General features: G+C 64.9%; 24 protein-coding genes. 16 read left to right on the top strand and 8 right to left on the bottom strand.

Features of this window, described 5'->3' with window-relative positions; genetic code table 11:
• The first annotated feature begins 3 nt into the window (after positions 1-3).
• Entirely contained in the window at positions 4-522 is a 519-nt protein-coding gene (locus tag JQ580_RS20005) for a PRC-barrel domain-containing protein (RefSeq protein WP_212281940.1), read from the top strand.
• Between the two features lie 23 nt (positions 523-545).
• Positions 546-1,832 (top strand): MFS transporter, encoded by a 1,287-nt coding sequence (locus tag JQ580_RS20000; protein ID WP_212281939.1) that lies wholly within the window; start codon positions 546-548, stop codon positions 1,830-1,832.
• Positions 1,833-1,910: 78 nt separating this feature from the next.
• Here JQ580_RS20000 and JQ580_RS19995 read toward each other — a convergent pair whose 3' ends face one another.
• The 4 genes from JQ580_RS19995 to fixL all read right to left on the bottom strand — a co-directional run bounded on the left by JQ580_RS19995 (position 1,911) and on the right by fixL (position 5,320).
• Complete coding sequence (locus JQ580_RS19995) at positions 1,911-2,609, bottom strand: helix-turn-helix domain-containing protein (RefSeq protein ID WP_212281938.1); 699 nt, start codon at positions 2,607-2,609, stop codon at positions 1,911-1,913.
• 103 nt (positions 2,610-2,712) lie between these two features.
• Positions 2,713-3,138: a response regulator transcription factor gene (locus JQ580_RS19990; RefSeq protein ID WP_212281937.1), complete on the bottom strand. Its 426-nt coding sequence runs from the start codon at positions 3,136-3,138 to the stop codon at positions 2,713-2,715.
• Between the two features lie 43 nt (positions 3,139-3,181).
• A complete protein-coding gene (fixJ, locus tag JQ580_RS19985) occupies positions 3,182-3,799 on the bottom strand; it encodes a response regulator FixJ (protein ID WP_212281936.1) in 618 nt (205 codons plus the stop codon).
• Positions 3,800-3,802: 3 nt separating this feature from the next.
• Entirely contained in the window at positions 3,803-5,320 is a 1,518-nt protein-coding gene (fixL, locus tag JQ580_RS19980) for a sensor protein FixL (RefSeq protein ID WP_212281935.1), read from the bottom strand.
• A 199-nt stretch (positions 5,321-5,519) separates the two neighbouring features.
• Between fixL and JQ580_RS19975 the strand changes: the two genes are divergently transcribed.
• From JQ580_RS19975 to ccoS, 10 genes are all read left to right on the top strand, one after another.
• Positions 5,520-6,353, top strand: coding sequence for a universal stress protein (locus JQ580_RS19975; RefSeq protein ID WP_212281934.1), 834 nt, complete (start codon positions 5,520-5,522; stop codon positions 6,351-6,353).
• A gap of 28 nt (positions 6,354-6,381) precedes the next feature.
• Positions 6,382-6,807 carry a CBS domain-containing protein gene (locus JQ580_RS19970; RefSeq protein ID WP_212281933.1) on the top strand — a complete coding sequence of 142 codons (426 nt, stop codon included), beginning with the start codon at positions 6,382-6,384 and terminating at the stop codon, positions 6,805-6,807.
• Positions 6,808-7,012: 205 nt separating this feature from the next.
• A complete protein-coding gene (gene ccoN / locus JQ580_RS19965; RefSeq protein ID WP_212281932.1) occupies positions 7,013-8,662 on the top strand; it encodes a cytochrome-c oxidase, cbb3-type subunit I in 1,650 nt (549 codons plus the stop codon).
• Between the two features lie 10 nt (positions 8,663-8,672).
• Complete coding sequence (ccoO, locus tag JQ580_RS19960) at positions 8,673-9,407, top strand: cytochrome-c oxidase, cbb3-type subunit II (protein ID WP_212281931.1); 735 nt, start codon at positions 8,673-8,675, stop codon at positions 9,405-9,407.
• 13 nt (positions 9,408-9,420) lie between these two features.
• Positions 9,421-9,585 carry a cbb3-type cytochrome oxidase subunit 3 gene (locus JQ580_RS19955; protein ID WP_100175844.1) on the top strand — a complete coding sequence of 55 codons (165 nt, stop codon included), beginning with the start codon at positions 9,421-9,423 and terminating at the stop codon, positions 9,583-9,585.
• Positions 9,586-9,590: 5 nt separating this feature from the next.
• Positions 9,591-10,466 carry a cytochrome-c oxidase, cbb3-type subunit III gene (ccoP, locus tag JQ580_RS19950; protein WP_212281930.1) on the top strand — a complete coding sequence of 292 codons (876 nt, stop codon included), beginning with the start codon at positions 9,591-9,593 and terminating at the stop codon, positions 10,464-10,466.
• A 122-nt stretch (positions 10,467-10,588) separates the two neighbouring features.
• The gene (ccoG, locus tag JQ580_RS19945; RefSeq protein WP_212281929.1) at positions 10,589-12,052 is read left to right on the top strand and encodes a cytochrome c oxidase accessory protein CcoG; all 1,464 of its coding nucleotides are present in this window, start codon (positions 10,589-10,591) and stop codon (positions 12,050-12,052) included.
• A gap of 15 nt (positions 12,053-12,067) precedes the next feature.
• Positions 12,068-12,550 carry a FixH family protein gene (locus JQ580_RS19940; RefSeq protein ID WP_212281928.1) on the top strand — a complete coding sequence of 161 codons (483 nt, stop codon included), beginning with the start codon at positions 12,068-12,070 and terminating at the stop codon, positions 12,548-12,550.
• Between the two features lie 11 nt (positions 12,551-12,561).
• On the top strand, positions 12,562-14,751 hold the full coding sequence (locus JQ580_RS19935; protein ID WP_212281927.1) for a cation-translocating P-type ATPase: 2,190 nt from the start codon (positions 12,562-12,564) through the stop codon (positions 14,749-14,751).
• Complete coding sequence (gene ccoS, locus JQ580_RS19930) at positions 14,751-14,918, top strand: cbb3-type cytochrome oxidase assembly protein CcoS (protein WP_008138466.1); 168 nt, start codon at positions 14,751-14,753, stop codon at positions 14,916-14,918. Before JQ580_RS19935 ends, ccoS begins: the two co-directional genes overlap by 1 nt.
• Here ccoS and JQ580_RS19925 read toward each other — a convergent pair.
• Both JQ580_RS19925 and JQ580_RS19920 read right to left on the bottom strand, forming a co-directional pair.
• Positions 14,915-16,117, bottom strand: a complete 1,203-nt coding sequence (locus JQ580_RS19925; protein WP_212281926.1) for an MFS transporter — start codon at positions 16,115-16,117, stop codon at positions 14,915-14,917. The genes ccoS and JQ580_RS19925 overlap by 4 nt on opposite strands.
• A gap of 90 nt (positions 16,118-16,207) precedes the next feature.
• Entirely contained in the window at positions 16,208-16,690 is a 483-nt protein-coding gene (locus JQ580_RS19920) for a cupin domain-containing protein (protein ID WP_212281925.1), read from the bottom strand.
• Positions 16,691-16,927: 237 nt separating this feature from the next.
• Between JQ580_RS19920 and JQ580_RS19915 the strand changes: the two genes are divergently transcribed.
• Both JQ580_RS19915 and JQ580_RS19910 read left to right on the top strand, forming a co-directional pair.
• Positions 16,928-17,212: a hypothetical protein gene (locus JQ580_RS19915; protein WP_212281924.1), complete on the top strand. Its 285-nt coding sequence runs from the start codon at positions 16,928-16,930 to the stop codon at positions 17,210-17,212.
• Between the two features lie 82 nt (positions 17,213-17,294).
• Positions 17,295-18,011: a peroxiredoxin-like family protein gene (locus JQ580_RS19910; RefSeq protein WP_212281923.1), complete on the top strand. Its 717-nt coding sequence runs from the start codon at positions 17,295-17,297 to the stop codon at positions 18,009-18,011.
• Between the two features lie 18 nt (positions 18,012-18,029).
• Here the strand turns inward: JQ580_RS19910 and JQ580_RS19905 are convergent, their stop codons facing one another.
• Entirely contained in the window at positions 18,030-18,917 is an 888-nt protein-coding gene (locus tag JQ580_RS19905) for a LysR family transcriptional regulator (RefSeq protein ID WP_212281922.1), read from the bottom strand.
• A gap of 199 nt (positions 18,918-19,116) precedes the next feature.
• Here JQ580_RS19905 and JQ580_RS19900 point away from each other — a divergent pair, with 199 nt between their 5' ends.
• On the top strand, positions 19,117-20,265 hold the full coding sequence (locus tag JQ580_RS19900) for a patatin-like phospholipase family protein (RefSeq protein WP_212281921.1): 1,149 nt from the start codon (positions 19,117-19,119) through the stop codon (positions 20,263-20,265).
• Between the two features lie 20 nt (positions 20,266-20,285).
• Here the strand turns inward: JQ580_RS19900 and glgA are convergent, their stop codons facing one another.
• Positions 20,286-21,701, bottom strand: a complete 1,416-nt coding sequence (glgA, locus tag JQ580_RS19895; RefSeq protein ID WP_212281920.1) for a glycogen synthase GlgA — start codon at positions 21,699-21,701, stop codon at positions 20,286-20,288.
• 192 nt (positions 21,702-21,893) lie between these two features.
• On the opposite strand from glgA, the gene JQ580_RS19890 reads away from it, so the two are divergent.
• A complete protein-coding gene (locus JQ580_RS19890) occupies positions 21,894-23,090 on the top strand; it encodes a CaiB/BaiF CoA transferase family protein (protein WP_212281919.1) in 1,197 nt (398 codons plus the stop codon).
• The last annotated feature ends 51 nt before the right edge of the window (positions 23,091-23,141 follow it).

Here is a 23,141-nt window from a genome sequence, read left to right as displayed (position 1 = left end):
GTCATGCGTGCGATCGGAGCGTTGATCCTTGGCGTAGCCATCGTCACGGGCCTGGCGGTGGCGACGTCGCGCGCCGCGGATGAACCGCCTGCAGGGCAGAGCGAGGCGAAAGCGCCGGCGGCGCCGTCGCCGAGCTCCGCCGTCCCGGTCACGCCGAAGGATGCTGCGCCGCCGCCGTCGGTGACCATCATCGGGGCCAGCGAGGCCCACGGGGTGCTCGGCCGCGACGTGCGCAGCGCGGCCGGCGAGGACATGGGCAGGATCGTCGATGTCGTCGTGGACCGGAGCGGCCACGTCCGCGCCGCGGCGATCGATTTCGGCGGGTTTCTTGGCGTCGGCAGCCGCAAGATCGTGGTGGATTGGAACGCATTGCGCTTCGGCAAGATTGCCAACAAGAAGGACAGCATCACGCTGGAATTGACCAAGGCGCAGGTCGCAGCCGCGCCGGAATACAAGGAAGACGCGCCGATCGTCGTGCTCGGCGCGTCCGGCAGCCTTCAACCGCTGCAAGCGATCCAGTGAGGTGCGGGGAGGGCTGACCGCCTGTGCTGTTGTCGAGGAAGCCGACCCATGCCGATCGCGACGGCCGTTCCGAGCAGGTGAGCATCGCCGCGCCGTCGGCCGCGCGCATTCCTGCGCCGTCGCGCCAGAGCCTGCGCGGCCTCGACTGGTTCATCTTCTTTCTCGCCGACGTCCAGACCGGATTCGGTCCCTTCATTGCGGTCTATCTGACGACCCAGAAATGGACCCAGGTCGAGATCGGGCTGGTCCTGTCGATCGGCGGCATCGTCGCGTTGATCGGGCAGATGCCGGGTGGAGCGATCATCGACGCCGCGAAATCGGAGCGGCTCGTCGCGGGCCTCGCCATTGCAGCCATTGGCTGCTGTGCACTCGCTTATGCCGCGATGCCGATCTTCCCGGTCGTGGTGGCCGCGGCCGCCTTGCATGCGGCGGCGAGCTGCGTACTGGGGCCGGCGATTGCGGCGATCAGCCTTGGCCTGGTCGGGCCGTTCGCGATCGGCGAGCGGCTCGGACGCAACGCGCGTTTTGCCTCACTCGGGAGCGGCGTGGCCGCGGCGGTGATGGGCACCGTCGGCTATCTGCTGTCGAGCCGCGCCGTGTTCCTGGTCACCTTCCTGCTCGCGATTCCGACCCTGATCGCTCTCTCCCGCATCCGCGAGCAGGAGGTCGACATTGCCCGCTGTCATGGTGAGATGCCGCGCGAAGCGGCCGACCGTGGTGACACCAATATCTGGCACCTGATCCGGCAACGGCCTCTCATCGTGTTCGCCCTGAGCGTGCTGCTGCTGCAGCTCGCCAATGCCGCGATGATGCCGCTGATCGCGAGCGCGGTGACGGCGCGGTCCGCCCAATGGGCGACAGTGCTCGTCGCCTTTTGCATCGTCGTTCCGCAAGCGATCGTGGCGCTGCTGTCGCCGACAGTCGGGCGCAAGGCGCAGGCGTGGGGTCGGCGGCCGTTGCTTCTGGTCGGCTTCGGTGCGCTGATGATTCGGGGCCTGCTGTTTGCGACCGTGCGCGATCCCTATCTGTTGGTCGCGGTGCAGGTGTTCGACGGCATTACCGCGGCAGTGTTCGCAGTGATGATTCCCTTGATCGTGGCCGACGTCGCCTTCGGCAGCGGGCACTTCAACCTTGCGCAGGGCATCGTCGGCACCGCAACCGGCATCGGTGCATCGCTGAGCACCGCTCTTGGCGGCTATGTCAGCGACAAGTTCGGCAATGCCACAGCGTTCATCGGGCTTTCCGGTGTCGCCGCGACCGGACTCCTGCTGATTCTTTTCGTGATGCCGGAGACGCGACGCAAGGCATGATTCGCCAGTCAAAGAAAATGGCCGGCCGAAACGCGTTCGGCCGGCCAAGTGGTTAGGGAGGAGAGAGACTAGCGAAGATCAGGCGTCGAGATGCTGCAGGCGCTGGCGGTTGCGCAGCACGATCTGGCGGGCGCCGGAGAAACCGAGAATGCCCTGGGCGTGAAGCTGCGACAGCGCGCGCGACACGGTTTCAAGGGTGAGGCCGAGATAGTCGCCGATGTCGCGGCGGCACATCGGCAGCGCCATCATGCCGGCAACAGCGAGGCGGCGGTCCATTTCGAGCAGGAAGGTCGCGACCCGTTCCATTGCAGTCTTGCGGCCCAGCAGCAGCATGTGGTCTTCGGCATGGCGGAGCTCGGAGGCGGTCATCGCCCAGAGCTTCCGGGCGACCTGGACGTCGGTGCCTGCGGCCTTCTCGAGGCTGGCGCGCTTCACGAGGCGCACCGTTGTGTCGATGATGGCTTCGGCGGCAAGGCGGTGAGCGGGACCGGATTCGAGGCCGAACACGTCACCGGGAAGATGGAAGGCGCCGATCTGGCGGCGGCCGTCGGAGAGGAGTTTGTAGCTGCTCACGGCACCTGAAACGACCTGGTAGACATATTCGGCCGGCTCGTCCTCGCCATAGATTTCCTCGTCCTTGCGGTAGGAGAACTCGGTGGCGACGAGGCCGACATGGCCGGTGATGGCGCCGAACTGGTCGCTGACAGGATGGGCGGGGGCGATTTTGCCAACGATCTGGGTGTTGATCGCCTGGGTGTTGAGGGTCTGGGTGAGCATCTGCGCCATCTCCGTTGTGATGGCGCTTTGGTACGCGGTATCGGGGGCTTCGAAAATTTCGAGCGATATCTTAAGGGGGTCTACCTACGTAGAATCCCGTAGGTCACGCGCGGAGGCGGTCCTGCCGGTCCTGGACGGCGTGGCGGATGCACTTGACCAGGTTTTCCTCAAGAAGCGGCTTCAGAATCACGTGTTTAATGCCCGCCGTCGCAGCCCGGGTCGAGATGTTTTCGTCGGGGTAGCCGGTGATAAGGATCACAGGCGCGTCGCGGTCGGCTTGGCGCAATTGGCCGGCCAGCTCGATGCCATTGATGTCGGGCATCTTATAGTCGATCACGTAGCAGTCCGCGCCGGGCGTACCGCTCGCGTTGAGCAGCGCGGTGCCGCTCCTGAAGGCCCGCACGGCAAAGCCATCGGCCTCCAGCAGGAATCGCAGCGATCCCAGGACGGCAGCATCATCGTCGACCACAAACACGGTGAGTTGTGGGAGGGGCGACGCCTGGGCGCTATGTGAGCTGACCTCGATCATATTGTCTGGCTAGCACGGCGCCGAAAAGGGGCCTTGACCTACCTCAATCGTTGAGCATTCCCGCGCGCATTGCCAGCCGGACCAGCTCCGAAAGGCTGCCCGCCTGCATCTTGGTCATGACGTTGGCCCGGTAGACCTCGATGGTGCGCGGGCTGATGTCGTACTCGCGGGCGATCAGCTTGTTGGACAGGCCCGCGATCAGACCCTCCATCACCTGGCGTTCACGCGGGCTCAAGGAGGCGACGCGCGCAGCGATGTCCTGAGCGACGGCTTCGTTCTTGGCGGCCGGCTCGGCCTGCCGGATCGCGGCTTCGATCATGGCGACCAGGCGGTCGTCCTCGAACGGTTTTTCCAGGAAATCGACGGCCCCGAGCTTCATCGCCTCGACCGCGAGCGGCACGTCGCCGTGGCCGGTCATGATCAGGATCGGGAACGGGCTTTGCTGCGCCTTCATCCGTTTCAGCAGCTCGATTCCATCCATGCCGGGCATGCGCACGTCAGAGACGACGCAGCCGAAGCCGAGGCCGGGCAGGGCATCGAGAAAGGCAAGCGCGTCGTCGAACAGCGTGACCCCGAAACCGGCGGAATCCAGCAGGAAGTTCAGCGAATCGCGCATCGCCGCGTCGTCGTCGATGACGTAGACATGTCCCTTGGTCGTCATGAATCAGCTCTCGTCGGTTGCCGGCAAGGTGAAGCGAAATGTCGCTCCGCCCGCTGCGTTGCTTTCGGCCCACATGCGCCCGCCGTGAGCCTCGATAATCGAGCGGCTAATGGAGAGTCCGACGCCCATGCCGGTGTCTTTGGTGGTGAAGAACGTCTGGAACAGGTTTGGAATGACATCGTCCCGGAAGCCGGCGCCGGTGTCGGAGACCTCCACCTCGATCATGTCGTCGGCGACACGGCTGTTGGCGACGACGAGCTCGCGGCGCGGCGATTTGGCCATCGCCTCCAGCGCGTTGCGGAACAGATTGACCAGCACCTGCTGGATCTGCACGCGATCGGCAAGCACGAGATCGGCGTCGGGATCGAGGCTGAAGCGGAGCTGCACGTTTTGCTCGCGGGCGCCGGCGAGCCCGAGCGCGCCGGCCTCTTCGATCAGCTTGGACAGGCTCTCGACCCGCTTCTCCGACTCGCCGCGGGAAACGAAGTCGCGCAGGCGCCGAATGATCTGGCCGGCGCGCAAGGCCTGCTCCGCCGCACGATCCAGTGCGCTTTCGATCTTCGGGGTGTTGGGGTCGCTGCTGCCGGCAAGGAGGCGCCGCGATCCCTTCATGTAATTGCTGATCGCCGCCAGCGGCTGGTTGAGCTCATGGGCGAGCGCGGAGGCCATTTCGCCCATCGCGGTCAATCGCGAGACGTGGACGAGCTCGGATTGCAATTCCTGGAGCCGGGCCTGGGTCTGCTGGTGTTCGGTAAGGTCGCGGACGAAGCCGGTGAAATAGGGCTCGCCGCCGGATTCCATCTCGCCGATCGACAGATGCATGGGAAAAGTCGTGCCGTCGCGGCGCTTGCCCGTCACGATCCGGCCAATGCCGATGATGTGCGGATCGTTCGTGGTGCGGTAACGGGCGAGGTAGCTGTCGTGGCGGGTGCGATCGGGCTCCGGCATGAGGATGCTGACGTTCTGGCCGATCGCCTCGTGCTCCAACCAGCCGAACAGGCGCTCCGCGGCCGTGCTGAAGAGTTGCATGATGCCGTGACCGTCGATGACGATCATGGCGTCAGGAATGGTCTGGAGGATGGAGCGGAGGTGGGTCTCGCGCGTGCGCAGCGCCTCTTCGACCTGCTTTTCTGCGTCGATGTCGAGGAAGATGCCGCTGAGATGACGAGCGACGCCGGATTCGTCCCGAATGAGTCCGGCCCGGGCTCGGATCCACTGCCCGCTGCCGGAGGCATTCGCAACCTTGAATGATACGTCGAAGCTGCCGCCACTCTCGGACACGCGCTTGATTGCACCCTCGACCCGCTCTCTGTCCGCGGGTTGAAGGCGCGACAGGAACAGATCGTAGCTCGCCGGCTGATCCCGCTCGATGCCGAGCAGCACCCTGGCGGTATCGGACCAATCCAATTCCCTTGTCGCGAGGTCGAGATCCCAGGTGCCGACGCCAAACCCTTCGATCCGAACGCGAAAACGCTCACCCCGACCGTCGTCCTGCAAATGCGTTACGCGGCTCGGCGACAAATGATGCTCCAATCCTGATGGGGCGGCTCCCGGACGCGGTTACCGCTCGCCCAATGTTGCCCAAGGCCGGGCCGGAGGCAAGTTCCGTCGCCCGCCGGTTGACGCCAAGTCGGGTGCCTGCGGCCGCCTTGATCTATCTCATCCCCATGTTCGGGAGCCGGCGTAAATTCTACCAAAGTCTTTGCACTGGAGAATTTCGATGACATACGCGACGGTGATGGTCAGCCTGGCGCTCGACCAGTCCAACGAAGCGCGTCTTCAGGTGGCCGGCGAGCTCGCCGAACGATTCGAGGCTGCTATCGTCGGGGTCGCGGCGGCCCAATTTGCGCCGCCGCTCTATTTCACCGACGGCGTCGAGGCGCAAGCACTGATCGACGAGGGCGAAGCTTCGGTCAGACGGCGGCTGGCCGGCCTCGAAGCGCAATTCCGCGCCGCCACCAAGAACCGCGGCGGACATGCGGAGTGGCGCAGCGCCATGGACTTTCCGGCGCGATTCGCCCTGGCGCAGGCGCGTTGCGCCGACATCGTCGTGAGCGGCGGACAGAGCCCGGCTTTCTCCGACGCGTTCGCGCTTGCCAGCCCCAAGGATCTGGTGATGCAGGCCGGCCGCCCCCTTCTCGTCGTGCCCGACCGGGTCAACTGGCTCGACCTGCGCAGCGTGCTGGTGGCGTGGAAGGACACGCCGGAGGCGCGGCGCGCGGTGGCCGATGCGCTGCCGATGTTGCGTAAGGCGAGGGACGTCACCATCGCCACAATTCCGGAGCGCGACGACGACCGTTCGGTCGTGATGGCCGGCGTCACCGACGTTGTCGCCTGGCTCGCCCGCCATGGCGTCCCCGCGACCGCCCGCATTTGCGAGAGCGCCCGGAACGAAGCCGCCGCCGTGCAATTGGAGAAGGTCGCCGGCGATGTCGATGCCGGCCTGATCGTAGCGGGCGCCTATGGTCATTCGAGGTTTCGTGAACTGATCCTGGGAGGCGTCACTCAGTATCTGGTCACGCAGACCGCCCGCAGCGTGCTGCTGTCGCACTGAAGGCCGGAAGCGAATCGAGGAGGACGCCGTGTACAGATTTCTTGAGCAGACCGTCGACGGCTATATGACGCGCAACGTCAAGGTGGTGCAACGCGACCGTGACTTGCTCGAGCTGAGCGAGATGTTCGAGACCGACGATTTCAACTCCTATCCGGTCGAGGACGACGGGCAGGTGGTCGGTATCGTCACTAAATTCGACATCCTGAAGTGCTTCGCCTTCTCGCCTACTCAGATGCTGCCCCGCTATCACGACCTGATGAGTCGCAAGGTCGGCGACGTGATGACGCCCGAGTTCATCTATGTCAGCCCCGACACGCGGCTGACGCGCGTCCTCCAGATCATGGTTGAGCACCGCATCAGGAGCATCATCGTGCTCGACGGCGCGCAGAAGCTGGTCGGAATCATCGCCCGCGAGGATGTCATCGCGGCGCTCAAGGCGACGGCGCTCGACTGACGCACCGCTCGAGTTCTTGCTTTTCCGCCTCCGTGGTTTCCCGGAGGCGAAGCCTTGCCGCACGCGATGCGTGGCGCAAGGGATTGACATCGCGGCCTGATTTGAACCGCCAACATTAACAGAAATCCACCTGTCTTGATTTCAATCAATTCCCCGCGAGGGTGAATGTGGTTTCTGGCCCCGTGTTCTTTCAGAGAGAATCCGCATGAGCCAGCCCTCCATCTCCAAATCCATGACCATCGGTGAAAGCGGCTTGGCTGTCGTGTTCGCAGTCACCGCCTTCCTCTGCGTGATCGCCTCGGCCAAGGCGCTCGATGCGCCGTTCGCCTTCCACGCCGCGCTCAGCGCGGCGGCGAGCCTGGCCGCGGTGTTCGTCATCATCAACCGCTACCTCGACCGCCCGGCCGCGCTGCCGCCGCAGGAGATCAACGGCCGCCCGAACTACAACATGGGCCCGATCAAGTTCTCCTCCTTCATGGCGATGTTCTGGGGCATTGCCGGCTTCCTCGTCGGCCTCATCATCGCTTCGCAGCTGGCCTGGCCGGCGCTGAACTTCGATCTGCCCTGGACGAGCTTCGGCCGTCTGAGGCCGCTGCACACCTCCGCGGTGATCTTCGCCTTCGGCGGCAACGTGCTGCTCGCGACCTCCTTCTACGTGGTGCAGAAGTCCTGCCGCGCACGCCTCGCCGGCGATCTCGCGCCGTGGTTCGTCGTGGTCGGCTACAATTTCTTCATTCTGGTCGCCGGCACCGGCTATCTGCTCGGCGTTACCCAGTCGAAGGAATATGCCGAGCCGGAATGGTACGCCGATTTGTGGCTGACCATCGTCTGGGTCACCTATCTGCTGGTCTTCCTTGTCACCATCATCAAGCGCAAGGAGCCGCATATCTTCGTCGCGAACTGGTTTTATCTCGCCTTCATCGTGACGATCGCGGTTCTGCATCTCGGCAACAACCCGGCACTTCCCGTCTCGGTGTTCGGCTCGAAGTCCTACGTCGCCTGGGGCGGCATCCAGGACGCCATGTTCCAGTGGTGGTACGGCCACAACGCAGTCGGATTCTTCCTGACCGCCGGCTTCCTCGCCATCATGTACTACTTCATCCCGAAGCGCGCCGAGCGGCCGATCTATTCCTACCGGCTGTCGATCATCCACTTCTGGGCGCTGATCTTCCTCTACATCTGGGCTGGTCCGCACCATCTGCACTACACGGCGCTGCCGGACTGGACGCAGACGCTGGGCATGACCTTCTCGATCATGCTGTGGATGCCTTCCTGGGGCGGCATGATCAACGGCCTGATGACGCTGTCGGGTGCCTGGGACAAGCTGCGTACCGATCCCGTGCTGCGCATGCTCGTGGTCTCCGTCGCCTTCTACGGCATGTCGACCTTCGAAGGCCCGATGATGTCGATCAAGGTGGTCAACTCGCTCAGCCACTACACCGACTGGACCATCGGCCACGTGCATTCCGGCGCGCTCGGCTGGGTCGGCTTCGTCTCCTTCGGCGCGCTGTACTGCCTGGTGCCGTGGGCCTGGAATCGCAAAGGGCTCTACAGCCTGAAGCTCGTCAACTGGCACTTCTGGGTCGCGACCCTCGGCATCGTCCTCTACATCTCGGCGATGTGGGTGTCCGGCATCCTGCAGGGCCTGATGTGGCGCGCCTACACCTCGCTCGGCTTCCTCGAATATTCCTTCATCGAAACCGTCGAGGCGATGCATCCCTTCTACATCATCCGCGCAGCCGGCGGCGGCCTGTTCCTGATCGGCGCGCTGATCATGGCCTATAATCTCTGGATGACGGTTCGCGTCGGCGAGGCGGAAGTCCAGATGCCCGTCGCTCTTCAGCCGGCGGAATGAGGAGCAAACAATGTCATTCTGGACACGTCATCAAGTCTTCGAAAAGAACTCGATCATCCTGGTCGTCGGCATCCTGCTGGTGATCGCGATCGGCGGTCTCGTCGAGATCACCCCGTTGTTCTACCTCAAGAGCACGATCGAGAAGGTCGACGGGGTCAGGCCCTACACGCCGCTGGAGCTCGCCGGGCGCAACGTCTACGTCCGCGAGGGCTGCTATCTCTGCCATTCGCAGATGGTCCGGCCGCTGCGTGACGAGGTCGAGCGCTACGGCCACTTCTCGCTCGCCGCCGAGAGCATGTTCGACCACCCGTTCCAGTGGGGTTCCAAGCGCACCGGTCCCGACCTCGCCCGCGTCGGCGCCAAATATTCCGACGACTGGCACGTGACCCATCTGACCAATCCGCGCGCGATCGTGCCGCAGTCGGTGATGCCGGGCTATCCGTTCCTCAGCCGCAACGAGGTCGATCCGGACACCATCGCCGACCACATGCGCACGCTGAGGACGGTCGGTGTGCCCTACACGGACGACCAGATCGCCAGCGCCGGCGCCGACATGAGGGCCCAGGCCGATCCGGAGAATGCCGGCACCGACGCCTTCAACAAGCGCTATGCCAAGGCCGTCGTGCGCAATTTCGACGGCAAGGTCGGTACGCCGACCGAGATGGACGCGCTGATCGCGTACCTGCAGATGCTCGGCACGCTGGTCGACTTCAAGATCTACAACGAGAAAGCCAATCTTCGCTGAGAAGGCATGAACGATGAAAGCCATCCTGACAGTCCACAATCTAGCGTCCGAGCTCGTGACGACGATCTGGACCCCGGTGTTCGTCGCGATCTTTCTCGCGATCGTCGCCTACGCTTTTTGGCCCCGTAACAAGGCTGCCTTCGACGAAGCAGCGCACCTGCCGTTGCGGGAGGAGTGAGAGACATGACCGACCATCACAGCGACATCGATTCCGTTTCCGGCAAGTCCACGACCGGGCACGAGTGGGACGGAATCAAGGAGCTCAATACACCGCTGCCACGCTGGTGGGTGATCACCTTCTACCTCACCATCGTCTGGGCGATCGCCTACTGGGTCGTCTATCCGGCCTGGCCGCTGATCTCCAGCAACACCACCGGCATGTTCGGCTACTCCTCGCGTGCCGACGTTGCGGTCGAGCTCGCAAATCTCGAGAAGATCCGCGGCGACAAGATGGCGGCGCTGGGCACCGCCTCGCTCGCCGACATCGAGAAGGACCCGGCCTTGCTGGCGCTCGCCCGCGCCAAGGGCAAGACCGTGTTCGGCGACAATTGCGCGCCGTGCCACGGCTCCGGCGGTGCCGGCGCCAAGGGCTATCCGAACCTGAACGACGACGACTGGCTGTGGGGCGGCACGCTCGACCAGATCATGCAGACCATCCAATTTGGCGCGCGCTCCGGTCATGCCAAGACGCATGAGGGCCAGATGCTCGCCTTCGGCAAGGACGGCGTGCTGAAGCCGGACGAGATCGTCACGGTCGCCAATTACGTGCGGTCGCTGTCGGGCCTGTCGACCCGCACCGGCTTCGATGCCGCCAAGGGCGAGAAGATCTTCGCGGAAAATTGCGTCGCCTGCCACGGCGACGGCGGCAAGGGCAACCAGGACATGGGCGCCCCGAACCTGACCGACAAGATCTGGCTCTACGGCTCCGACGAGGCGGCCCTGATCGAGACCATCAGCCAGGGCCGCGCCGGCGTGATGCCGGCCTGGGAAGGGCGGCTCGATCCCGCCACCATCAAGGCGATGGCCGTCTACGTCCACTCACTGGGCGGCGGAAAATAGTCGAAGACGTGCCGATCGGCGGCGAAACGGGGGCGAACAAATTCGCCCCCGTTTGCGCTGGATCAACTAGCCCGGCGGCATCGGGTCTAGGTTTAATCGCACCTTCGAAGGCGATTGAAGCGATGAACAAGACCGTGAACCCCAAAGACCTCACGTCGGATGGCGATGGGCCGCTCTACGCAGCCCGCAAGAAGGTCTATCCGCAGAGCGTCTCCGGCACGTTCCGGCGGATCAAATGGGGCCTGATGGCGGTCTGCCTCGGGGTTTATTACTTCCTCCCCTTCGTGCGCTGGAACCGCGGCCTCGGCGCTCCCAGCCAGGCGGTGCTGATCGATCTACCCAACAGCCGCTTCTATTTCTTCTTCATCGAGTTGTGGCCACAGGAGGTCTATTACTTTACCGGCCTGTTGATCGTGGCGGCCGTGGCGCTGTTTCTGATGAACTCGGTCGGCGGCCGCATCTGGTGTGGTTATCTCTGTCCGCAGACGGTGTGGACCGACCTGTTCTACGCCGTCGAGCGTCTGATCGAGGGTGACCGGCGCGAGCGGATGAAGAAGGACAAATCGTCCGACCCGCTGAAGCTCGAGCGAATCTCCGAGATCGTGCTCAAGCATTCGATCTGGCTCATGATCGCCTGGTGGACCGGCGGCGCCTGGGTGCTCTACTTCAACGACGCGCCGACCCTTGTGAAGGAGCTCGTCACCTTTCAGGCGCCGATGATCGCCTATATCTGGATCGGCATCCTCACCGCGACGACCTATCTGCTCGCCGGCTACATGCGCGAGCAGGTCTGCACCTATATGTGCCCATGGCCGCGGATCCAGGCCGCGCTGACCGACGAGTGGGCGCTCAACGTCACCTACCGTTACGACCGCGGCGAGAAGCGCACCTCGGTCAAGAAGGCCGCCGAGCTGCGCGCGTTGGGCGAGCAGGTCGGCGATTGCGTCGATTGCTATCAATGCGTCGCGGTCTGCCCGACCGGCATCGACATCCGCAACGGACCGCAGATGGAATGCATCCAGTGCGGGCTCTGCATCGATGCCTGCGACAACGTGATGACAAAGATCGGCCGGCCGAAGCGGCTGATCGGCTACGACAACGACATCAACATCCACCGCCGCCAGGAAGGCAAGGCGCCCATCTACCGCATCGTCCGGGCCCGCACCGTGGTCTACAGCGCGATCATCGCGGCGATCGGCGGCTTCATGGTCTACACGCTGGCAACGCGCAGCCTGCTCGACGTCAACGTGCTGCACGACCGCAATCCGGTCGCGGTCAAGCTCAGCGACGGTTCGATCCGCAACGCCTATACGGTGCGGCTGCTGAACAAGAGCGGCTACGACCGCGTCATCGCCATCGATGCGGAGGGGCCGGTCAATCTCGCGATGCACGTCGTCGGCGCCGATTCGGTGACCCCCGACCGGCCGATGATCGTGATTCCGCGCGACACCACCAGCGAACTCCGCCTGCTCGTCACCGCGCCGGCCGAGAACAATCCGGAGAAATCAATTCCGGTCCGCTTCCATGTGATGGACATCGGGCTCGGCGTCGCCGCCAGCGCCACCGACAATTTCGTTGCGCCGTAAATCCAGGAGACCATCATGTCATCCAAGCCGCTGACCGGAACCAAGGTCTTCCTGATGCTGGTCGCATTTTTCGGAATCGTGATCGGCGTCAACGTCACCATGATGAAGCTCGCGATCGCGACGCTGCCGGGCACCGAGGTCGACAGCCCCTATGCCGCGGGCCTGACCTATGACCGCGAGATATCGGCAGCGCAGGACCAGGCCGCGCGCAAATGGAAGGTCAACGCCCATGTCGAGCGCCGTGCCGACGGCGGTGCCGTGCTTCAGGTCGAGGCACGCGATGCCGGCGGTCAGCCGATCGCCGGACTGAAATTCGGCGGCCGGCTGGAACGGCCGACCGACAAGCGCGCCGATCTCGCCATCGAGCTCACCGAAGCCGGCATCGGCCTCTATCGCGGCAATGCCGCCGTCGCGCCTGGGCAGTGGGATCTGGTGATCGAGGGCGAATCGCGCGGCACGCGCGTGTTCCTGTCGCGCAATCGCGTGATCCTGAACTGAAGGGCTTCGACATGCACGTCACGCGGGATTTCTCGCACTACGTCCGGACCGCGGGCGAGGGCGTCCAGCACATCGATCTCGCAGTCGAAGGCGTTCATTGCGCCGGCTGCATGGCCAAGATCGAGCGTGGCCTGTCCGCCATCCCCGACGTCACGCTGGCGCGTGTCAACCTCACCGACCGCCGGGTCGCGCTGGAATGGAAGGCCGGTACGCTCGATCCCGGCCGATTCATCGACCGCCTCGAAGAGCTCGGCTACAAGGCCTATCCGTTCGAGACCGAGAGCGCGGAAGTGGCGGAAGTCGCCGAATCGCGCTTCCTGCTGCGCTGCCTCGGTGTCGCCGCGTTCGCGACCATGAACGTGATGATGCTGTCGATCCCAGTGTGGTCGGGCAATGTCTCGGACATGCTGCCGGAGCAGCGCGACTTCTTTCACTGGCTGTCGGCGTTGATCGCGTTGCCGGCGGCAGCCTATGCCGGTCAGCCGTTCTTCCGCTCGGCCTGGCGCGCGCTGTCGGCAAAGACGACGAACATGGACGTTCCGATCTCGATCGGCGTGATCCTGGCGCTCGGCATGTCCGTGGTCGAAACGATTCACCACGCCGAGCACGCCTATTTCGACGCGGCGATCATGCTGCTGACCTTCCTGCTGGTCGGCCGCTTCCTCGACCAGAACATGCGACGGCGGACCCGGGCGGTTGCCGGCAATCTCGCGGCGCTGAAAGCGGAGACGGCGGCGAAGTTCGTCGGGCCCGACGAAATCTCGCAGGTGCCGGTGGCCGCGATCCATCCCGGCGACATCGTGCTGCTGCGGCCCGGCGAGCGCTGCGCGGTCGACGGCACGGTGATCGAGGGCCGTTCCGAGATCGACCAGAGCCTGATCACGGGCGAGACGCTCTATGTCACGGCCGAGCAGGGCACGCCGGTCTATGCGGGCTCGATGAACATCTCGGGCACGCTGCGGGTGCGGGTCTCGGCCGCGTCCGAGGCGACGCTGCTCGCCGAGATCACGCGGCTGCTCGACAACGCGCTCGCCGCGCGCTCGCGCTACATGCGCCTCGCCGACCGCGCCTCGCGGCTGTATGCGCCGGTGGTGCATGCGACCGCGTTCATTACCATCCTCGGCTGGGTGGTCGCAGGCGCGTCCTGGCATGATGCGATCGTGACCGGCGTCGCCGTGCTGATCATCACCTGCCCCTGCGCGCTGGGCCTTGCCATTCCCACCGTGCAGACCATCGCCTCCGGCGCGATGTTCAAGTCCGGCGTGTTGCTGAATTCCGGCGACGCGATCGAGCGCCTGGCCGAGGCCGACCATGTCATCTTCGACAAGACCGGCACGCTGACGCTGCCCGATCTCGAAGTGATGAATGCCGCCGACATTCCCGCCGATATCTTCGACCTTGCCGGCCGTCTCGCGCTGTCGAGCCATCATCCGGTCGCGGCCGCCGTCGCGCAGGCAGCCGGCGCCAGATCGCCGATCGTCGGCGCGGTCGAAGAGCCAGGGCAGGGCGTCCGTGCGACCGTGGACGGCGTCGAGCTTCGTCTTGGCCGCCCCTCCTTCTGCGGCGCCGAGGCGCTGGTCGAAGGCGTCATGGTCGACCCCGAAGCCTCCATCGTTGCTTTCAGCAAGGGCACCGAGAAGTTCGTCCTCTCGGTCCGCCAGGGTCTGCGTCCGGACGCCCAAGCGGTGATCGCGGCGCTGAAGGCGCGCAAGATCGGCATCGAGATTCTCTCCGGCGATCGCGAGCCGGCCGTGAAGGCGGCCGCCCACGCGCTTGGAGTCCCCGAATGGCGCGCCGGCGTCACGCCCGCCGACAAGATCGCACGGATCGAGGAGTTGAAGCAGCGCGGCGCCAAGGTGCTGATGGTCGGCGACGGCATGAACGACGCGCCGTCGCTCGCGGCAGCCCATGTCTCGATGTCGCCGATCTCGGCCGCGCATCTGAGCCAGGCCACGGCCGACCTCGTCTTCCTCGGCCGGCCGCTGGCTCCGGTGGTCGCCGCCATCGACGCCTCGCGCAAGGCGCTGCATCTGATGCGGCAGAACCTCTGGCTTGCAATCGGCTATAATGTGCTGGCGGTGCCGGTTGCGATCAGCGGCATCGTGACGCCCCTGATCGCGGCCGCGGCCATGAGCGGATCCTCGATCCTGGTCATGCTGAATTCGCTGCGGGCGCGCAGCAAGTCGCGGGAGATCGCGTGATGGAGATCCTGGTCATTTTGGTCCCGTTGGCGCTGATGCTCGGAGGCGCCGGTCTCGTCGCTTTTCTCTGGTCGCTCAGGAGCGGCCAGTACGACGATCTCGATGGTGCCGCCTGGCGCGCGATCGCCGACGACGAGCCGCCGCAGGAGGCGCCGGTCAAGCGCTAGCGCCTCAGGGCGAAGGTGAGCACGGCTGCGGCCGCAAGGGCCACGCCCACGCCGAACACGCACGCCGGCCATCCGAAAGCGTCGAACAGGCGCCCTAGCACAGCCGTGCCGACCAGCCCTCCGCAGAAATAGCAGGCCAGATAGGTGCCGCTCGCGATGCCGCGGTTGTCGGCAGCCGCCTGTCCGACGAAGCCTGTCGCGGCCGCCTGCGCGAAGAATGTGCCGATGCCGACGAGAACCATGCCGGCGAGGACTTCGCTCAGATGCGGCATCAGCATCAAGGGCAAGCCAAGCCCAGCAATCGCAAGCGCGCCCCAAATCGTCGGACGCGTTCCAAGCCGCGATGCCACCCGGCCGGCCAGAAGCGTCGTGACCACCGACGGCAAAAAGACGAAATAGACGAGGCCGACATCCATCATGCCGAGCGACAACGGCGGCTGGACCAGAACGAAATTGACGAAGGTGAAGGTGCCGATGAAGGCGAACAGGATGCAGAAGCCGATGCCGAAGGCGGCACGCAGCCGCGGCTCGCGCCAATGCGCGATCGCGGCGGAAAGCGGCGAAGCGGCCGGGACCATCGCGTGCATCGGCTGCACGCGTCGGATCGTGAAATGGACCAGCACCGCGCCGGTCAGATTGAGTGCCGCGAACAGATAGAAATTCCAGGCGAGGCCGAGTCCGTCAGACACGGCAGCGGAGATCAGCCGTCCCACGAGGTTGCTCGCGACATTGCCGGTGATGTAGGCGGCAAAGGCGCCGCCTGCATCCAGGGTGCTGCATTGCTCGCCGAGATAAGCGAGGGTGAGCGCGAAGGCGGACGCCATGCACAGGCCCTGCGCGACCCGCAATGCCGTGAAGACGGTGAGATTTGGCGCCGAGGCAAGCAGGCTGGTCGGAATCGCCAGCAGCGCCAGGCTGAGCAGAATGCCGCTCCGCCGGTTGATGTGCGGGCTGAAAAAGCCGACGACGAGGCTGGCTGTGGCCATCCCGAAGGTGCTGGCGTTGACGGCAAAACCCATCGCGGCAGGCGTGACGCCGTAGTGCCGCGTCAGCGCGGGCAGGATCGCCTGTGTTGCGAAAAGATCAACGACTGTCAGGAATGCGGTGAGCCCGATCACGAGCGAGCGCAGCGCCAGGCCCGGCGAGTGCGTCCCAATCGTCGTCGCGGGCCCTGTTGTCGGCGCGGAAAGATCGGTCATGCGATGATTGTCCTGTGGGGATGTGGCGCCCGGCATGGGGTATCCGGACGCCACATCCGGCAGCGAGTGCGCCGGGGCGAGGCGCGCCCGTTACATGTGATGGTCGTTGGGATCCCTGCGGACGTCGCCGACATAGAGAACGACGGTGTCCTTGCCGAGGTTCTTCCACCAATGCGCGGTGCCGTGGACCTCGGGCCGGATGTCGCCCGCCTTGTGCACGATCGGATCGACGCAGTTGGAGGCGTATTCGACGATCTCGCCCTGCTGCACGAAAATGAGAGCGGGGCGATCGTCGTGGCTGTGCCAGGGCACGATACCGCCGGGCTCGATGGTCAGCTTGCGGAAGCGCAGCTCGCGCCCCTCGATATGTGCGGGCTGCTTGCCGAGGTCGATTGCCCCGAGCGTGACGTCGGTAACGCCGACGGGCTTGTAATCGACCATCGGCTGCGCGTTTGGCTTGATCTTGCCGGCCGGGCATTCGCCGGCAGCGACCGGCTGTGCTGAGAGCGTGAGCGCACCGGCGAGGGCAAGGCCCGGCCAGATCAGACGCGACAAGGCGTGGCTCCTGGACATGGGGAAGTCTCCTGTGTTGGCCGCAACCCCGTTGGTCGCCGGCGATGACGGCAACTTCATCGAGATCGCGGCCATGCTGAAATGCCGGCTTGCTCTCGATGCGATAGCGCGGCGCTATGTCAATGCGTGGCGGCTATCGATCCGATTGGGCAATTGCATTTCCGCTTTCGCGGCATTCGGCGTCCGATTGCGGGGCGCCCGATTGGCGGGCGTTTGCGTCAATCAGGAGGAGCCCTCATGTCGAAATTATCCAAGACCCTGATCGCCACCGCCGCGTTTGCGGTCATCGCCACATCAGCCTTCTCGGAGGCCGCCTGGGACTTCAAGGCCGGCATGGCCTATGTCTATGGCGGCCCCGGCAAGATGTCCGCGATGGCCATGGCCCCTGCCGAGAAGAACCACGAGGTCATGATGAAGAACGCCAAGAAGGTGCCCGACAACACCGTCTTCTTTATGGACAACGGATCGCTGTACTACACCCCGGGACGGCTCGATCCGACCGGCAATTTCTACGTGAACTGAACCGGTCCGGCATCGCGGCCGCCCCCTTGCGGGCGGCCGAACCCGGAAACTAGTATTGGCCTCGAGAATGCCGGAGCGGAAGATGACGTCACTCTCGCCAGCCGACGCCGAGCGGCTCCGATCTGCGTTCCAGCGCTGCCGCGACATGGACGGTACGCTGAACGAACAGCTCCGCGCCTATGCCGACGCCAGCCGCGAGGTCTTCCCGGACTATGGCGAGGCCGTCGATCGCCTGGTTGAACGATTGGGCGGGAACGGCGGTGGCGAGTCCGCGCCGCGCCCGGGCGATGCGATGCCGCCCTTCGTGCTGCCCGACGAAAGCGGACGTCTCCTCACGCTGACGGCGCTGCTCGAAAACGGCCCGATCGCGGTGATGTTCTTCCGGGGCCATTGGTGCCCGTATTGCCGGCTCAATGTCCGCGCCGTGGTCCAGGCGCTGGACCGGATCGAGACAATGGGCGCGCGGATCGTCGCGATCATGCCCGAGACCCAGGAATATACACGGCAGTTCAAGGCCGAGTCCGGTGCGCCATTTCCGATCCTGACGGATCTCGACAATGGCTATGCGCTGTCGCTCAATCTCGCGATCTGGCTTGGCGCGGAAATTCAGGGCCTGTTGTCGCACCAAGACATGGCGAAATACCACGGCAATGACGGCTGGATGCTGCCGATCCCAGCGGTGTTCGTGGTCGGCCGCAATGGCATCGTGACAGCCCGTTTCGTCGATCCCGACTTCCGTAAGCGCATGGAGGTCGACGACCTGCTTGTCGCGTTGGAAAGTGCGGGCAGGGCGAACTAGCCGCGAGCTGGCGCCGGATCACCCCGCGATCGCTCGCCAGTCCGTACCGCGCAGCATCCGCATCACTGCGTTGGCAACCGCAGTGCGTTGTCGGCCGGCGACTCCGTACAGGCTGACCGTGCGGCGGGCGTCGAGCCCGGCGACCGCGGCGCGCGTCAGGCGTTCCGGCACCGGCGAGGTGTGCGGCACCATGGCGACGCCGATGTCAGCCTCGACCAGCTCGATCAGATCGTGCTCGCTGGAAACTTCATGGCCATGTTCGACGTCGATACCGTGCTCGCGCAGGCTCGCCGTGATCCGGCCGGCGTGCTCGCAGAAGGTCCGGCCCAGCAGTTGCTCGGTGCGCAGATCGTCCAGCTCGATCGAGCCGCGGCCGGCTAGCCGGTGTCCGTTGCTGACGACGAGCTCGAAACCCTCTGTGAAGAGTGGCCAGACGTCGAGCCGGTCCCAGCCCTCGTCGATCTCCGCGGCGATGCCAAGCTCGGCTTCGCCCTTCTTCAGGATTTCCGCGACCTCGCGGCTGGAGCCGCGCAGGAAGCGGAGCTCGAGCCGGTTGAACTGCCGCCTGATCTCGTTGAGATGCGGAATCAGTAGAGCAAGGTCGATCGAATGCGTCAGCGCGATGCGCAGCGCGCCGATCTCTCCGCTCTTGAACGAGGATGCGAGCGAGCGCGCGCCGGCGGCGGCATCGAAGCACTGCTTCAGCAGCGGATGCATACGCTGGCCGAGTTCGGTCAGCTGCGCCGCCGGCCGTTCGCGGCGGAACAGATCGCCGCCGAGTTCGGCTTCGAGCTGCTTGATCGCGCGCGTCAGCGAGGGCTGCGTCACGTTGCACTCTTCGGCCGCGCGCGTGAAGTTCAACAGCTGCGCGACCGCGAGGAAATAGCGGACCTGATGCATTTCCATGGATCGGCTCCCGGCAGGAACGGGCGGAAATCTAACCGATCGGGGCAGGGAATGATATCCTGGGCGCGATAGCGCCCGCGTATGGTTTTGGAAGCCAGCCGGCATTTCCAAAAGGCCCGGCAATCGCCGAGAACGGCAAGATGAAACAATGGCCGTACACCTGACGAATGATAAACCACAGGCTCGACAGGAGCGACACATGAACGGCATGCAGCACAACGGGCAACGAAAGGACACGGACCTGCCGGGGCAGGTCGTCCTCGTGCTTCAGGGCGGCGGCGCGCTCGGCTCGTACCAGGCCGGCGTCTACCAGGCGCTGCACGAGGCCGGCATCGAGCCGGACTGGATCATCGGCACCTCGATCGGCGCGATCAACGCGAGCCTCATTGCGGGCAACGCGCCGGAGAACCGCCTCGCGCGCTTGAGAGAGTTCTGGAAGCGGATGGAGCAGAAGCCGGTCTGGGACTGGCGCGCCACGTTTCCCGGCTTCAACGAGAAGCTTGCCTATTGGTCGGCCGTGACCCACGGCATTCCTGGTTTCTTCCGCCCCAATCCGCTGGCCCATGCCGGGGATTCCTACCCGCTGGGCGCCGATCTTGCCGGCTATTATTCGACCGCGCCGATCGAGAAGACGCTGAGCGAGCTGGTCGATTTCGACCTGGCCAATCGCTGCGCGCCGCGCCTGACGGTCGGTGCGGCTCATGTCGGCACCAGCCAAATGCGCTATTTCGACAGCCGTGACGGCGTGCTGACGGTGAAACATGTCATGGCCTCCGGTGCATTACCGCCGGCTTTTCCGGCCGTGCGTATTGACGGCGAGCTCTATTGGGACGGCGGCATCCTCTCGAACACGCCGACGGAAGCGGTGTTCGACGACAATCCGCGCAGGGATTCGCTGATCTTCTCCGTACACCTGTGGAATCCCGTCGGCGCCGAGCCGACCACGATGGCGGAGGTGCTCAACAGGCACAAGGACGTGATGTATTCCAGCCGGATCGCGAGCCAGATCGCGCGCCAGCAGCAGACCCATCGGTTGCGCCATGTCATCAACCAGCTCGCGGCACGATTGCCCGAGAGCGAGCGCCGCGATGCCGCGGTGAGGGAGCTGACCAGCTACGGCTGTCCGACTCGCATGCATGTGGTGCGGCTGCTGGCGCCGCAGCTCGATCGCGAGACTCATACCAAGGATATCGACTTCAGCCCGTCAGGCATCACGCGGCGCTGGCACGCCGGTTATGCTCACACCAAGTCGGTGCTCGCGCGTAAGCCGTGGATCGGTGAGTTCGATCCGCTATCGGGGGTCGTGCTGCACGAGCACATGGACGAGATGCCGGAGGCTGCGGAATGAAATTGCCCAGCCGTCGCGGCTCACACCGCTGCAAGCTTCCGGTACAGCGCGTTGTAGCTGCCCGCTGAGATGTTCCAGGAAAACGAACGTCCCATGGCGCTGCGGCGCATGGTGTCGAGCTGGTCCTGAGCCATGAAGGCGGAGAAGGCACGGCGGACACCGCCGAGGAACGATTCGCGCGAGGGCTGCTGGAACAGGAAGCCGGTCTCGCCGTCGGTGATGGTCTCGGCAAGGCCGCCGGTCTGGTGCCCGATCGGTAGCGAGCCGAAGCGCTGCGCATACATCTGGCTGAGGCCGCACGGCTCGAAGCGCGAGGGCATCAAGGTAAAGTCGCTCCCGGCGAAGATGCGGCGCGCCTGGGCGTCGTTGAAGCCGATCACCACGCCGATGGCGTCGGGGCGGCGGCGATGCGCGTCGATCAAGGCCTGCTCGAGCGCCGGCTCGCCGGAGCCGGTGACCACGATCTGCCCGCCGGCATCGACGATCTCATCGGCCGCCGACAGCACGAGGTCGATGCCTTTCTGGTGCACGAGGCGCGCGACGATACCGAACATCGGGCCACGCGACACCGCCAAGCCGAACTGCTTGCGGACATAGTCCGCATTGGCCCTCTTGCCGACCCAGTCGCCGGCGCCGAACTGCTGGGCAAGCTGCGCGCAGGAGCGCGGGTCCCAGCTCTCGTCGATGCCGTTGAGGATGCCGGTGAGCTCGGAGGCGTCCGAACGCAGGCGGAGCAGGCCCTCCAGGCCGCAGCCGAATTCGGCCGTCGTGATTTCGCGGGCATAGGTGCCGCTGACAGTGGTGAGGTGCGAGGCGTAAACCAGGCCGGCCTTGAGGAAAGAGAGCTTGTCGTAGAACTCGACGCCGTCGATGTGGAAGGAGCTCTCTGGTATGCCAATTCGCCGCAGCGAGTCCCTCGGGAAGAGGCCCTGATAGGCGAGGTTATGGATAGTCAGGATCGACGGGACTTTGGCGCCGCGCCAGGCGAGGTAGGCCGGCACAAGCGAAGCCTGCCAGTCGTTCGCATGGACCAGGTCCGCTGCCCAATTCTTGTCCAGCTTGCCCATGGCGAGCTCAGCAGCTGCCGAGGCAAAGCGCGCGAAGCGGATGTCGTTGTCCGGCCAGTCGCGCCCGGACTCATCGCCATAGGGATTGCCGGGCCGGTCGTAGAGTTGCGAGCACAACAGTACATAGACCGGCAGGCCGTCCTTGGTCGCGGCCCGTCCGAGCGAGCAGGCCGGCATTTCCGCGAACGCCGGGCAGCGGCCGACAATCTGAATATGCGTGAGTTGCTCGATGATGTCGCGATAGCCCGGCAGCATGATCCGGATATCGGCAAAGGGGCGAAGGGCTCGGGGCAGGGCCGCGGATACCGCGCCGAGGCCGCCGACGCGGACGAAGTCGTCCATCTCAGTGGTAACGAACAAGACCCGCAAGAACAGCTGCCCTCTGTCGATCCCGTTTATGGATATGCAAGAACGGGTCCAGTTGTCCTGGAATTTCTTAAAGCTCACCCACGCGCGTCGGTTCGGTAAACACTTTCCTACTCGGCCGCCGCCCTCTAGGGTCGCCGCGTCAACGACAGAGAACTTCGAGAGTTCCTGAGAGCCCCAAGGACGTGAGCAGGCATGCAGCTAACAGATAAGCATGAGGGGACGACGACAAAAGCCTTCGCGGGGCTACGGGTCCTGGATTTTTCGACGACCATCGCTGGTCCTCACTGCGCGCGGATGCTTGCCGACATGGGCGCCGAGGTCATCAAGATCGAGAGCGACGGCGGCGAGACGATGCGGACCCGGCCCCCGTTGCGCAAGGGATGCAGCACCGCGTTTGGGCAGCTCAATGTCGGCAAGAAGAGCGTGGTGCTCGACCTCAAGTCCGACAACGGCAAGGAGGCGGTGCGGCGGCTGGCCGCGACCGCCGACATCCTGGTGGAGAATTTCCGCCCCGGCGTGATGCGCCGGTTGCGCCTCGACTACGACAGCCTGCGCCAGGTCAACCCGAGACTGATCTATTGCTCGATCTCGGGCTACGGCCAGACCGGCCCCTCGGCCGAGTTGCCGGCCTACGCCCCCGTGATCCATGCCGCCTCCGGCTACGACATGGCGCATCTGGCGTACCAGCCCGGCCGTAGCCGCCCCGATTATTGCGGCATCTATCACGCCGACGTCGTCACCGGCACCTATGGCTTCGGCGCGATCGCGTCCGCGCTCTATCAGCGCAGCGTGACCGGCCTTGGCCAGCACATCGACGTTTCCATGCTGGAATCGATGCTGTCGCTGACGCTGACCGAATTGCAGGGCGCGCAATTCGCCGTGAAGCCCCCGCCGCGCCCGATGTTTGGTCCGACCGAGACGGCAAGCGGCTACGTCATGATCACGGTCGCCAGCGAGAAGACGTTTCAGGCCCTGATGCAGGTGATCGGCCGCCCCGAATGGATCTCCGATCCGCGCTTTGCCGCCTACGCCGCGCGCCGCGACAATTGGGCGGAGGTGATGGACGGCGTCGAAACCTGGTCCCGGCAGTTCACGACCGATGCCTGTCTTGTCGCGCTCAGCGCGGCCGGCGTGCCTGCCTCAGCCTATCGCACGGTGTCCGAGGCGCTGGCCGATCCGCAGCTCGCGCACCGGCAGGCACTCTCATCCGTGCAGGACGAGGGCGGCTCCTTCCAGGTGCTCAACCTGCCGTTCCGAATGTCGGGTGCCGATATCAAGCCGGCCAAGACGATGGCCGTGCTCGGCGAACATACGGACGCGCTGCGCGACGAGATCGGCCTCGCCGAGGATGGGTCAATTCCGACAGGCAAAACCATCGCGACAGGCTGAGCACATTGCGCCGCACCTGTGGCGTGTGATCTGTCGCGCGTTCCTCTTGCC

It is taken from the genome of Bradyrhizobium sp. SZCCT0148, from assembly GCF_018129985.1.
GTDB classification, from domain to species: Bacteria; Pseudomonadota; Alphaproteobacteria; order Rhizobiales; family Xanthobacteraceae; genus Bradyrhizobium; species Bradyrhizobium japonicum_H.
Note: the sequence above shows the minus strand (reverse complement) of the source record. Positions and strands in the feature narration are given on the sequence as shown.